At 59.3% G+C, this 13,207-nt stretch carries 10 protein-coding genes; 3 read left to right on the top strand and 7 right to left on the bottom strand.

The window, feature by feature from the left end; genetic code table 11:
* Nucleotides 1–25: 25 nt before the first annotated feature.
* Both betB and betI read right to left on the bottom strand, forming a co-directional pair.
* Nucleotides 26–1,498, bottom strand: a complete 1,473-nt coding sequence (gene betB, locus J0G10_RS28580; RefSeq protein ID WP_077574839.1) for a betaine-aldehyde dehydrogenase — start codon at nt 1,496–1,498, stop codon at nt 26–28.
* Between the two features lie 88 nt (nt 1,499–1,586).
* The gene (gene betI / locus J0G10_RS28575; protein ID WP_008085771.1) at nt 1,587–2,180 is read right to left on the bottom strand and encodes a transcriptional regulator BetI; all 594 of its coding nucleotides are present in this window, start codon (nt 2,178–2,180) and stop codon (nt 1,587–1,589) included.
* 429 nt (nt 2,181–2,609) lie between these two features.
* Here betI and betT point away from each other — a divergent pair, with 429 nt between their 5' ends.
* Nucleotides 2,610–4,607 (top strand): choline BCCT transporter BetT, encoded by a 1,998-nt coding sequence (gene betT, locus J0G10_RS28570; RefSeq protein WP_095126237.1) that lies wholly within the window; start codon nt 2,610–2,612, stop codon nt 4,605–4,607.
* Between the two features lie 186 nt (nt 4,608–4,793).
* Here betT and choV read toward each other — a convergent pair whose 3' ends face one another.
* From choV to J0G10_RS28555, 3 genes are all read right to left on the bottom strand, one after another.
* Nucleotides 4,794–5,972: a choline ABC transporter ATP-binding protein gene (gene choV / locus J0G10_RS28565; protein ID WP_016772804.1), complete on the bottom strand. Its 1,179-nt coding sequence runs from the start codon at nt 5,970–5,972 to the stop codon at nt 4,794–4,796.
* On the bottom strand, nt 5,969–6,814 hold the full coding sequence (choW, locus tag J0G10_RS28560; RefSeq protein WP_016983941.1) for a choline ABC transporter permease subunit: 846 nt from the start codon (nt 6,812–6,814) through the stop codon (nt 5,969–5,971). The genes choV and choW overlap by 4 nt, the downstream gene beginning before the upstream one ends.
* A gap of 66 nt (nt 6,815–6,880) precedes the next feature.
* Entirely contained in the window at nt 6,881–7,825 is a 945-nt protein-coding gene (locus J0G10_RS28555; protein WP_007918300.1) for a choline ABC transporter substrate-binding protein, read from the bottom strand.
* 436 nt (nt 7,826–8,261) lie between these two features.
* On the opposite strand from J0G10_RS28555, the gene J0G10_RS28550 reads away from it, so the two are divergent.
* Together J0G10_RS28550 and gbdR are read left to right on the top strand one after the other, a co-directional pair.
* The gene (locus J0G10_RS28550) at nt 8,262–9,638 is read left to right on the top strand and encodes an L-serine ammonia-lyase (protein WP_034153599.1); all 1,377 of its coding nucleotides are present in this window, start codon (nt 8,262–8,264) and stop codon (nt 9,636–9,638) included.
* Between the two features lie 514 nt (nt 9,639–10,152).
* Nucleotides 10,153–11,256, top strand: a complete 1,104-nt coding sequence (gene gbdR / locus J0G10_RS28545) for a choline metabolism transcriptional regulator GbdR (RefSeq protein ID WP_007949927.1) — start codon at nt 10,153–10,155, stop codon at nt 11,254–11,256.
* Between the two features lie 125 nt (nt 11,257–11,381).
* On the opposite strand, the gene J0G10_RS28540 is transcribed toward gbdR, so the two are convergent.
* Both J0G10_RS28540 and J0G10_RS28535 read right to left on the bottom strand, forming a co-directional pair.
* On the bottom strand, nt 11,382–11,645 hold the full coding sequence (locus J0G10_RS28540) for a hypothetical protein (RefSeq protein WP_095050250.1): 264 nt from the start codon (nt 11,643–11,645) through the stop codon (nt 11,382–11,384).
* Between the two features lie 396 nt (nt 11,646–12,041).
* A complete protein-coding gene (locus J0G10_RS28535) occupies nt 12,042–13,205 on the bottom strand; it encodes a gamma-butyrobetaine dioxygenase (RefSeq protein ID WP_220557103.1) in 1,164 nt (387 codons plus the stop codon).
* Nucleotides 13,206–13,207 lie beyond the last annotated feature (2 nt).

Here is a 13,207-nt window from a genome sequence, read left to right as displayed (position 1 = left end):
CTTCGCGGGCAATGCAAATCTCGGGTTAGAACACCGAAACGTAATCGCCCAGCTCGACCTGTACCGATTTGATGCGGGTGAAGTTGTTCAGCGAGCTGATGCCGTTTTCACGACCAACACCCGACTGCTTGTAACCGCCGACCGGCATTTTTGCGTCGGACTCGCCCCAGGCGTTGATCCAGCAGATACCGGCTTCCAGTTGATGAATCACGCGGTGTGCGCGGTTCAGGTCTTTGGTGACGATACCGGCGGCCAAACCGAAGTCGGTGTCGTTGGCGCGGCGGATCACTTCTTCTTCGGTCTCGTAGGAGAGGATCGCCATCACTGGGCCAAAGATTTCTTCACGAACGATGGTCATGTCGTCGGTGCAATCGGTGAACACGGTAGGTGCCACGAACGCGCCTTTGGCGAATTCGCCGTCGGTCAGACGGTCGCCGCCGCACAGCACGCGGGCGCCTTGTTCTTTACCTTTGGCGATGTAGCCCAGCACGCTTTCCATGTGCGCGAAGCTGACCAGTGGGCCGAAGTTGGTGTTTTCGTCTTCCGGGTTGCCGACGCGGATGCGTGCAACGCGCTCAACGATCTTGGCTTCGAAAGCGGCTTTCAGGTGCGCCGGAACGAACACGCGAGTGCCGTTGGTGCAGACCTGACCGGAGCTGTAGAAGTTGGCCATCATCGCGGTGTCGGCAGCGCGATCGAGATCGGCGTCGTCGCAGATGATCAGCGGGGATTTGCCGCCCAGTTCCATGGTTACGTCTTTCAGCGACGAAGCCGAAGCGCTGGCCATAACCTTCTTGCCGGTGTCGGTGCCGCCGGTGAAGGAGATTTTTTCGATGCGCGGGTGCTCGGTCAGCCAGGTGCCGACTTCACGGCCGCTGCCGGTCAGGACGTTGAACACACCGTTTGGAACGCCGGCTTCGGTGTAGATCTCGGCCAGTTTCAGGGTGGTCAGCGAGGTCACTTCGCTTGGCTTGAAGATCATCGCGTTACCAGCGGCCAGCGCTGGAGCGGATTTCCACAGGGCGATCTGGATCGGGTAGTTCCACGCGCCGATACCGGCGACAACGCCCAGCGGCTCGCGACGGGTGTAGACGAAAGAAGTGTCGCGCAGCGGGATCTGCTCGCCTTCGATCGCTGGCACCAGGCCTGCATAGTATTCCAGCACATCAGCGCCGGTAACGATGTCGACGTACTTGGTTTCGGAGAAGGATTTGCCGGTGTCCAGGGTTTCCAGCGCGGCCAGTTCATCGTTGCGCTCGCGCAGGATGTCGACGGCACGACGCAGAATGCGCGAACGCTCCATGGCGGTCATCGCAGCCCAGATTTTCTGGCCCTTTTCAGCGCTGACCACGGCGCGCTCGACGTCTTCCTTGGTCGCACGTTGCACCAGTGCGAGGACTTCACCGTTAGCCGGGTTGATGGCTTCGAAGGTGGCATCGCTGCCGGCGTCGGAGTACGCGCCATCGATGTAGAGTTTTTGCAGTTCGAAACGGGCCATAGTGTCCTCGCAAGTGCATTGGTGGTTGGCGTTGACCACCGCGGTGAGGCTGCGGTGGCGTTCAGGGGCCGAGCGTTTTCTGTGTGCTCTAGCTCACCTTCTTGGCCAATTGGAAATCCATGTATTCGTAAGCGATCTGTTGCGCCTGCGCGGTATCGAAAGCGTCTCCCGACAGCGCGCCGCGCAACCACAAGCCGTCAATCAACGCTGCCAGCCCCCGCGCTGCGCTGCGCGCATCTTCGAGCGGCAGCACACGGCGGAACTGGCAGCACAGGTTGGAATACAGACGGTGATCGTTGATCCGCTGCAACCTGTGCAAAGACGGCTGGTGCATGCTGGTGGCCCAAAAGGCCAGCCAGGTTTTCATTGCCGGGCCATTGACCTGGCTGGCGTCGAAGTTGCCTTCGATGATCACCTGCAGATGCGCCCGTGGGCTGTCATCTGCCAGCGCCTGCCGGCGCGCGGTGACGCTCTCGCTGAGGGCGGTCATCAGATACCGCATCGTGGCGGCAATCAGGCCGTTCTTGTCCTGAAAGTAATGACTGATGATGCCATTCGAGACACCGGCCAAACGGGCGATCAGCGCAATGCTGGCGTCCCCCATTCCGACCTGATCGACCGCCTGCAAAGTGGCTTCGATCAGTTGTTGGCGGCGGATGGGTTGCATACCGACCTTGGGCATCTTGCACATCTCCTTAGGCCTTCCGAGCGGCGAATCACGCCTATCGGATTAGCGGCCAGTCTATTTTGTTTTGATTGAACGTTCAATCAACAAAGAATAAGATCTGCGACAAATCGTCGCTGCCTACAGATTTTTCCTACGTGTAAGTGGCGATAAAACCGACATCCGAAAAAGCTCGAAACCTGCGTGGGGCATGGCGCGGTTCGCGATTCGATGGACGTGTTGAAAGGGCAAGACGCTCACGGCCAGGTTTCGGATGAACGTCCGTCCACCTTCGGCCACGAAAGCGATTCGCAGCGCCATTTCGGCAGGTTCGGGCATTTTTCGGGGTGTCTTTATATCACCCGCCGGTCGGCTGCCAACTAACCGATTGGTCGGGTTCCGTGTTGCCTTGTGTTCTTCTCTCGCACTGCCTGGAGCATTTGTGCCATGAGTTCTGCCTCGCTTATAAAGACCCCGCCCGAGAAGGTGACGGTCAACGGTTGGGTGTTCTACACCTCTACCGCGCTGATTCTGTTGTTGACCGCCATTCTGATTATCGCCCCGCAAGAGGCCGGCAGACTGTTGGGTATCGCTCAGGCCTGGTTGTCGCGCAGCTTCGGCTGGTACTACATGGTGGTCATCGCCGCCTACCTGGTGTTTGTGGTGGGCCTGGCATTTTCCTCGTACGGCAAACTCAAACTGGGCAGCAAGGACGACACCCCGGATTTCAGTTACGGAGCCTGGGCGGGGATGCTGTTCTCGTCGGGTATCGGTATTTCGCTGCTGTACTTCGGCGCATCCGAGCCATTGGATCACTACTTCAATCCGCCGGAAGGCGCAGCGGCTACCAACATGGCCGCGCGTCAGGCGGTGCAACTGACCTTCCTGCACTGGGGCCTGCACGGCTGGGCGATCTACGCACTGGTCGGTCTGGCCGTGGCGTACTTTGCTTACCGGCATAACCAGCCGCTGGCCCTGCGTTCGGCGCTGTATCCGCTGGTCGGCGAGCGTTGGGTCAAGGGCGCGGCCGGTCACGCGGTGGACGGCTTCGGCATGTTCGTGACCCTGCTGGGTCTGGTGACCAACCTGGGGATTGGTTCGCTGCAAGTGTCCTCGGGCCTGGAAAACCTGTTCGGCATGGAACACAGCAACACTAACCTGTTGATCGTGATCATCGTGATGAGCACCGTGGCGACCATCGCTGCCGTGTCCGGCGTGGAAAACGGCATCCGTCGTCTGTCCAACCTGAACATCGTGCTGTTCAGCGGACTGCTGATTTTCGTGCTGTTGTTTGGCCCGACTTTGCACCTGCTCAACGGCTTCGTGCAGAACATCGGCGACTACCTCAATGGCATCGTGCTGAAAACCTTCGACCTTTATGTGTACGAAGGCGACAACGCCAAGTCCGAGCGCTGGATGGGCCTGTGGACCCTGTTCTACTGGGCGTGGTGGATTTCCTGGGCGCCATTCGTAGGCATGTTCATCGCGCGTATTTCCCGTGGTCGTACCGTGCGTGAACTGGTCGCCGGCGTGCTGCTGATTCCGCTGGGCTTCACCTTGGCCTGGCTGTCGATCTTCGGTAACTCGGCGCTGGATCTGGTGATGAACCAGGGGGCTGTGGAGCTTGGCAAGACGGCACTGGAACAGCCGTCGATGGCGATTTATCAGTTGCTTGAACACTACCCGGCGTCGAAAGTCGTTATCGGTGTGTCGATTTTTGTTGGCTTCGTACTGTTCCTGACCCCAGCTGACTCCGGCGCGGTGATGATGGCGAATCTGTCCTGCAAGGGCGGCAACGTCGATGAAGATGCGCCGCACTGGCTGCGGATCTTCTGGTCGGTGGTGATCACCCTGGTGACCATTGGTCTGCTGTTTGCCGGTAACTTCGAAGCCATGCAAACCATGGTGGTGCTGGCGGGTCTGCCGTTCTCGGTGGTGCTGGTGTTCTTCATGTTCGGCCTGCACAAGGCCATGCGTCAGGACGTGCAGATCGAACAGGAGCAGGCGCAGCTGGCGGAGCGCGGTCGTCGTGGTTTCAGCGAGCGTCTGACGCAACTGGACCTGCAACCGAGCCAATCGGTGGTGCAGCGTTTCATGGATAAGCAGGTCAGCCCGGCGCTGGAAGATGCCACCGCGCAGATGCGTGCGCAGGGTCTGGAAGTGCAGACGCTGCTGGGTAAATCCAAGCGCTGCATGGGCGTGCGCGTCGAGATGGAAGAGGGCAACCCTTTCGTTTACGAAGTGAGCCTGGATGGCTATCTGGCGACCCCGACCGAATCGGCGCAGTCCGATGAAGCGCGTCAGCGTTACTACCGCGCTGAAGTGTATCTGCACAACGGCAGCCAGGATTACGACCTGATGGGCTTCACGCAGGATCAGATCACACGCGATGTGCTCGATCAGTTTGAAAGCCATCGGCAGCTCCTTGGCCGGGTGTACAGCTAAACCGCTAAAACAAAAGGGGCTCGATTGAGCCCCTTTTGCATGATCGTTCCCCCGCTCAGCAAAGGAATGTCTCAATGGACGCTCCGCGTCCGCTGTTGTGGGACGCGGAGCGTCCCGGGCTGCATTACCACGCGGAGCGTGGGAACGATCAGGGATCGCTCACCGCGATCCCTTTTTTTATCCCCCTTAACCGAGGTTCTTGCCCAGCAACGCGTGATACAACTCGCTGTCGCCCAGGATCCCCACCACATGATTGTTATCGTGCAACACCAGCTTGTTGCCGGTCTGATAACGAATCTGCAACGCATCGCGCATGCCGATGTTCGAATCCACCAGCGTCGGCTTGCGCTCCAGTCCTTCCACCGCTTGCCCCGGTGCCCAGTTCTGCAGGTTCAGCACCGAACCATTCTGCCGCGCACCTTTGATGGTGTTGCCTTCGGCCAGGTCCAGCCACGAATCGCCGCCCGGATCGAGACACACCGAACCGTTGATGCGTTTGCACTTGTCCAGCGTGCGCATCAGGCTGCGGCCGCAGAGCACGTTGAGCGGATTGGTGTGTGCGACGAAGGTGCGCACATAGTCGTCCGCCGGGTTCAGCACGATCTCTTCCGGCACGCTGTACTGGATGATCCGGCCGTCTTTCATGATCGCGATGCGGCTACCCAATTTGAGCGCCTCGTCGAGGTCGTGGCTCACGAACACGATGGTCTTGCTCAGCTTGCGTTGCAGTTCCAGCAGTTCATCCTGCAGACCCTGACGGATCAGCGGGTCGAGGGCCGAGAACGGTTCGTCCATCAATAGAATGTCGGCGTCCATCGCCAGCGCTCGTGCCAGACCGACACGCTGCTGCATGCCGCCGGAGAGTTCATCAGGCTTCTTGTTGCGCCATTGGGTCAGGCCGACCAGTTCGAGTTTTTCATCGACGAGTTTCTTGCGTTCCTTCTCCGGTCGACCCTGCATTTCCAGACCGAAACTGATGTTCTCGCGCACCGTCAGCCACGGCATCAGGGCGAACTTCTGGAACACCATGGCGATGCGTTTGGTGCGCATCATTTTCAGCTCGGCGGGGGTGCAGGAGGCGATGTCGATCTGACGGTTTTCATGCTCGACGAACAGCTTGCCGCGGCTCACGGTGTTGAGGCCGTTGATGCAGCGCAGTAGGCTCGACTTGCCCGAGCCGGACAAGCCCATCAGCACGCAGATCTCGCCTTTGTTGATGTCCAGCGTGGCTTTTTCCACGCCGACAATCTGTCCGGTCTTTTTCAGGATTTCGTTGCGGGTCATGCCCTGATCCAGCAGCTTGAGTGCCTCGCGTGGATCTTTGGAAAAGATTACGTCGACGTCTTCGAAGCGAATTATGCTCATGCGTCACCCCCTACTTTGGCGTCGGGTTGTTTGCAGATACGGTCGAGCATGATCGCCAGCAGTACGATCGCCAGGCCCGCTTCGAAGCCCAGGGCGATATCAGCAGTGTTCAGTGCGTTGACCACCGGTTTGCCGAGTCCGTCGGCGCCTACCAGTGCCGCGATCACCACCATCGACAACGACAGCATGATGCACTGGGTGATGCCGGCCGCGATGCTCGGCATGGCGTGAGGCAGTTCAATCCGTGAGAGCAGTTGGCGACGCGAGCAGCCGAAGGCCTTGCCGGCGTCCATCAGTTCTTGCGGGACATCGCGGATGCCCAGATAGGTCAGGCGGATCGGCGCAGCGATGGCGAACACCACCGTGGAGATCAGGCCCGGGACCACACCCAGCCCGAAGAGGGTCAGGGTAGGAATGAGGTAAACGAAGGTCGGTACGGTCTGCATCAGATCGAGTACCGGACGCATGACAGTGTAGAACATCGGTTTGTGTGCGGCGACGATGCCCAGCGGCACGCCGATGACCACGCAGACCAGGGTCGCGAACATGACCTGGGCGAGGGTTTCCATGGTTTCCTGCCAGTACCCCAGATTGAGGATCAGCAGGAAGGAGGCGATCACGAAAGCGGTCAATCCCCATTTGCGCTGGATCAGGTGCGCGAGCAGGGCGATCAGGCCAATCAAGACCAGTGGGTTGAACCAGGTCAGCGCGAACGTCACGCCGTGGATCATCGTTTCCAGTGTCACGGCGATTGCGTCGAAGGTGTTGGCGCCGTGTTGCGTCAACCATTCAACGAAGCCCGCGATGTACTGGCCTAAAGGTATTTTCTGATCAATCAGCATGGTAGTGAACGTCCGCATGCAAGGAAATAAACAGCCCGGGTGGGCGAGCCCACCCGGCATAAGCGATTACTGAAGCTTGGCTTTAACGGCCTCCAGGCCAGGTTTACCGTCAATGGTGGTTACGCCAGCGAGCCAGGTATCGAGCACTTGTGGATTCTTTTTCAGCCAGGCCTTGGCGGCCGCGTCAGGCTTCATCTTGTCGTCGAGGATGTTGCCCATCAGTTCGCTTTCCATGTCGACGGTGAACTCCAGGTTCTTCAGCAACTGACCGACGTTGCTGCATTCCTCGGCATAACCCTTGCGGGTATTGGTCGCCACGGTCGCAGCACCGAAATCGGGGCCGAAGAAATCATCGCCACCGGTCAGGTATTGAATCTTGAAGCGCTTGTTCATCGGGTGCGGCGCCCAGCCGAGGAATACCACGGCGGTGTCGCGTTTTTGCGCGCGATCCACCTGCGAGAGCATGCCCGCTTCCGACGATTCGACGACTTTGAAACCGGCGGTTTTCAGGCCGAAGGCGTCCTTGTCGATCATGCTCTGGATCAGACGGTTGCCGTCGTTGCCAGGCTCGATGCCGTAGATCTTGCCGTCGAGTTCTTTCTTGAATTTGGCGATGTCGGCGAAGTCATGCAGACCTTTGTCATACAGGGCTTGCGGCACGGCGAGGGTGTACTTGGCGCCCTTGAGGTTGGTGCGCACGGTTTCCACGGTGCCGGCGTCGCGGTAAGCCTTGATGTCGTTTTCCATGGTCGGCATCCAGTTGCCGAGGAACACGTCCATGTTCTTGCCGTCGGCCAGCGACTTGTAGGTCACGGGCACGGAGATCATGGTGGTCTTGGTCTTGTAGCCGAGGGCGTTGAGCACAACAGAGGTGGTAGCGGTGGTAGCGGTGATGTCGGTCCAGCCGACATCGGAGAAGTTAACGGTACTGCACTGTGCCGGTTCTGCAGCTTGCGCCAGTAACGGCAGACTCAGCATGGCGGCCAACAACAACGACGGGGAACCTTTCATGGATGGACTCCTTGGTGTTTTTTTTGGCAGTGTTCCGACTGTGGACCACCGCACTTATAGGTTGCGGTTGGATGGCGTTCTGGAGACAGCTCTACCACGGCGCCTTGCAATCGAGTCATAACGATCATGTACCAGTGAAAATCTGACGCCTACAGGGGGGGTCGTATCCAGTACAGGGATGGTCGCATCCAGTGTCAGTGACGTCGTTTACAGCTTTTTTCAGCCCCGAATGGCCATCTGAACCGCACAAAAACGGCGAAAAACCGGGGCGAAAACGGCGCGGCGCTGGTGGACATGAGTGCGTCGGTGTCAGACGCCGTGCGCTCCGACAAAAGCCTGATGATGCGGGCATTCCGGCGGATCGCAGCTTGAGCGTAGCAGCTCCGCCAGCGGGCGCTTCACGCCCCGGACCGGCATCCTCAGGAGCTCTGCAGCAATGGCTATCAGCGTTTTCGACCTGTTCAAAATCGGCATCGGCCCTTCCAGTTCCCACACCGTCGGGCCCATGCGCGCCGCGGCGTTGTTCGTCGAGTCGCTACGGGACAAGCACCAGTTGGAACAGGTGCGCCGTATAGAAGTGCAATTGTTCGGATCGCTGTCGGCCACGGGCATTGGTCACGGCAGCGACAACGCGGTGATCATGGGTTTGATGGGCGAGTGGCCGGACGCAATCGACCCGTCGCAGATCGGCCCGCGCATACAGGCCCTGCGTGAAACTCACACACTGTTATTGGATGGTCGTTTGTCGGTGCCGTTTGTCTGGGCACGGGACATGCGCCTGATCGACGAGAACCTGCCATTCCACCCCAATGCCATGACTATCGTTGCCGAGGGTGATCACGGCGAACTGCATCGCGACACCTACTATTCGGTGGGCGGCGGTTTTGTCGTGGATCAAGCGCAGGCGTCCAGCGGCGTGGTCGATCTGGATCGCACTGAGTTGCCCTACGACTTTTCCAGTGCGGTTGAACTGTTGGAGTTGTGCAAGAAAAACAACCTGCGCGTCGCCGAATTGATGATGGCCAACGAAAAGGTCTGGCGCAGTGAAGAAGAGATCCGCGCCGGGCTGATGAAGTTGTGGCGGGCGATGCAGGATTGCGTCGAGCAGGGCCTGAAACACGAAGGCATCTTGCCCGGCGGACTGAATGTGCGTCGGCGCGCGGCAAAGCTGCATCGCAGCCTGCAGGAACTGGGCAAGCCCAATGTGATCGGTTCAACGTTGAGCGCGATGGAGTGGGTCAACCTGTTCGCTCTGGCGGTTAATGAAGAAAACGCGGCGGGCGGGCGCATGGTCACGGCGCCGACCAATGGCGCCGCAGGGATCATTCCGGCGGTATTGCACTACTTTATGAAGTTCAGTGAAGCGGTGACTGACGCCAACGTGGTCGATTACTTCCTCGGTGCAGCGGCGGTGGGGATTCTGTGCAAAAAGAATGCTTCGATCTCGGGCGCCGAAGTGGGTTGCCAGGGCGAAGTCGGTTCGGCGTGTGCGATGGCGGCGGCGGGGCTGGCGGAGATTCTTGGTGCCACGCCGGAGCAGTTGTGCAACGCGGCCGAAATTGGCCTGGAACATAACCTCGGGTTGACCTGCGATCCGGTCGGTGGCCTGGTGCAAGTGCCGTGCATCGAGCGCAATGCGATTGCGGCGGTTAAAGCAATCAATGCGGCGCAGATGGCGTTGCGTGGCGATGGTCAGCACTTTATCTCGCTGGACCGGGTGATCCGCACCATGCGTGATACCGGCGCTGATATGCATGACAAATATAAAGAGACATCGCGTGGTGGGTTGGCGGTCAGCGCTGTGGAGTGCTGAGACCGAGTCGCCTCAATCGCGAGCAGGCTCACTCCTACATTTGGAACGCGTTCCCCTGTAGGAGTGAGCCTGCTCGCGATAGCGCCAGACCAGTCAAAACTGCTCACCAAGTGAACACAGACAATAAATCACGCCACCTTTTAGCGCGTCGCAATCAGATAAGAGTCTTTCCCACCTGTTACACGCGCTCAGCTCTCCTACCGTCCGTCACCCGTGCTTGCGGTGACACTGTCCGACAATCGCGCGCAGGCCAGTTCCCACAAGTGCTACCGATTTGCTCACACCCCTGGGGGCAGGGCGTTCAGCAACGCTGATGGCACTTCGAAACACCTTTCGTCGGACGGCTCGTATAGACACGTCGCGACGTCGTTTTCAGGAGTTATTGAACAGCCATTCAATTTTAGGCATGGCATTTGCTCTGTCATAACAAAGCCCGTCTCCCACGCGAGAACGCTGGCAATAACAAGAGCCTCCGCCTGAGGCCATCACCCGCTTTGTGTGAGGAGATACCGCGATGACGTCGTTCAACTCCGGGGCCCAACCCCAGAACCGTGCGCCTCAATCCATCGGCTTTCTGCTGCTGGACAATTTCACGCTGATTTCTCTGGCGTCCGCAGTAGAACCCCTGCGCATGGCCAACCAATTGTCCGGTCGCGAGCTGTATCGCTGGAGTACCCTCACCGTCGATGGCGGCCAGGTGTGGGCCAGTGACGGTCTGCAAATCACTCCCGACGCTTCCATGCACAAAGCCCCGCCACTGGACACTGTGATTGTCTGCGGCGGCATCGGCATTCAACGCACCGTTACCCGTGAACACGTTTCCTGGCTGCAAAGCCAGGCGCGTCAGTCCAAGCGCCTCGGCGCCGTGTGCACCGGCAGTTGGGCTTTGGCCTGCGCCGGGTTGCTCGATGGTTTCGATTGCAGCGTGCACTGGGAATGTCTGGCGGCGATGCAGGAAGCCTTCCCGCGCGTGGCCATGAGCACCCGTTTGTTCACCCTCGACCGTAACCGTTTCACCAGCTCCGGCGGTACCGCGCCGCTGGACATGATGCTGCACCTGATCAGCCGCGATCACGGCCGTGAACTGTCCGCCGCGATCTCGGAGATGTTCGTCTACGAACGAATCCGCAACGAACAGGATCACCAGCGTGTGCCGCTCAAGCACATGCTCGGCACCAACCAGCCGAAGCTGCAGGAAATCGTGGCGCTGATGGAAGCCAACCTCGAAGAGCCGATCGACCTCGATGAACTGGCGGTGTACGTCGCCGTGTCGCGTCGACAGTTGGAGCGCCTGTTCCAGAAATACCTGCACTGCTCGCCGTCGCGTTACTACTTGAAGCTGCGCCTGATCCGCGCCCGGCAGTTGCTCAAGCAAACGCCGATGTCGATCATCGAAGTGGCGTCCGTGTGTGGTTTCGTCTCGACGCCGCACTTCTCCAAGTGCTATCGCGAATACTTCGGCATTCCGCCGCGTGACGAGCGTGTGGGTTCCAACACCACTCAACAAGTGGCGATGTTGCCACTGCCGCAGGCCATCGTGATGTCGCCGCTGTCGGGGCCGATGTCGGCGTTGAGTCAGGCTCGGAATGAGTCGACGTTTGCCAGCGTAAGGCTCTGATGAGGGTCGTTCCCACGCTCTGCGTGGGAACGCAGCCCGGGACGCTCTGCGTCCCAAAAGGCCGAACGCGGAGCGTCCGTTGAGGCATTCCCACGCAGAGCGTGGGAACGATCAGGTGAGCAACGTCAGGCGCTATGGCTTTGCTGATAGTCCGCCAATGCCGGCAGTAATTGTTTGTCGATCGCCTGGCGCACCGCCGGCTGGATACTGGCGCCGCTGGTGTACATGTCCTTGACCATTTTGCGCAGTTCAAACGCGCGAACATTATCCAGACCGCGCACCGCGCACTCGCAAGCCTTATCGGCAGTAGTGCCACTGGGCACTTGAATACCCAACGCCTTGAGCTGGCCCAACAAATCTTCCTGATCGATCAAATCGGCATACATCATGACGCGCATCCTTCTTCGGTAACGGAGGTCGTGGCTCGATTCTGGTAGCCACGTCGGGGCACGGCAAGGGCGTTTTGTCGCAGTGGCTGCGACGGCTATGAACAGGTCGTTTTCGGCTAACTCGCCGCTCAAGGGAGTGGGCACACTGAACTCAGCTTGCAACACGAAGGTTTGGTCACCCTCGCTTGGCAGCTCCTCAACAGTAGCTTGAGCCCCGATCCAGTCACGGCTGGTATCGGGGCTTTTTTTGTCTGTGAATCAGTTAGAAATTTGTTGTTCCTGCCGACGTCATTGCTGGCAAGCCAGCTCCCACAAGTTTTGAGTCTGGTCGCATATTTGTGAAACGCCGCCGAACCCTGTGGGAGCGGGCTTGCCCGCGATGAACGATGACGCGGTCTATCTTTGCAACACGAGGATCCGCGACAACAACTCATCCCGGTCGATATAGCAGCCCTGAAAATGCCGCGCCCCGGTGGTTGGGTCGAAGGCATTGCGCGCATGTAACGTACGCCGGTTATCAAAGCACCACAGTTCCCCCGGATTGAGCCGTTGCATCAGCCGAAACCGTGGCTCGCGTGTCATCGCGATAAAGCGTCGATAAGCCCGATACAACCGTGGCATCTGCTCTACCGACGTATCGAACGCTCCGCGCAAAAAGTTCGCCATGCGAATTTCCGCCACACGTCCCAAGGCGTCCAAAGCAATGATCGGCGCCAGGCAGCGATAGTCGCTATGGCGATCCTTGTTGCGAAACTCCACGGGGATTTCACACAGCGCCTGAAACGCCTCCGGGTCTTCACTGCGCAACGCATCGGCAATCGCAAAACCATCGACAAAAATGCTCTCGCCACCCTCGGCGTCATTCACCAGACAATGCAGAAATTGCAGCCCCGGTTGCAGCTCGCGGGTCGGTAGATCGGTGTGCAACGGCAGGTTGAAAGCGGTGTAGGCATTGCTGTCGGCATCGGCTTTGGATTGCACGTTGAACAGCACACCGAAGTTGCTCTCGCGAATGAAGGAAATGCGTTGCGCGATGAGCTTCAGTGAACCGGGCTCGGTAGGCACGCCGCGCACTTGCGTCAGGCCGATGTCGCGTACGGCAAGCAGCCATTGCAGCAGGGCGGCGTTGTCGTTCATCAGTGCCGCGTATTCGAACACCGGCAGCTGCGAGTCGCTGCGCCACAGATAAGGCTTGGGTTTGCCAGCCAGACGTTCGGCGCGGGAATCATCGTCGTAGGCATGAGCGCGCAGCCAGCCGGGATCGAAACGGCTGAGGTGACCGTCCTGCCAGTCGATGCGCAGGCAGCCGTCGGTATCGATATGGGCGGCGGCAGGCTTGAGGTCTTCAGCGGCATCGACAATCTCGAACACCTGCTCGCGGGTAACGTTGTAGACGCACTGCGGGCACGGGCAGTTATCCCGCAACCAGACGTGGTGAAACGGGCTGATGCGACCGTCAGCCCATGCGATGGCAACGCGATCCGCCAGGGTCTGCACGCCACCGAGCGCGCTGATCAACGGATAAGTACGGAAATCGGCAACAGCGGCAGCGGTGTTCATGG

Source organism: Pseudomonas germanica, assembly GCF_019614655.1.
In the GTDB taxonomy this organism is placed as follows: Bacteria; Pseudomonadota; Gammaproteobacteria; order Pseudomonadales; family Pseudomonadaceae; genus Aquipseudomonas; species Aquipseudomonas neuropathica.
The sequence above is the reverse complement of the archived record's forward strand: the minus strand, read 5'-3'. Positions and strand labels throughout refer to the sequence as shown.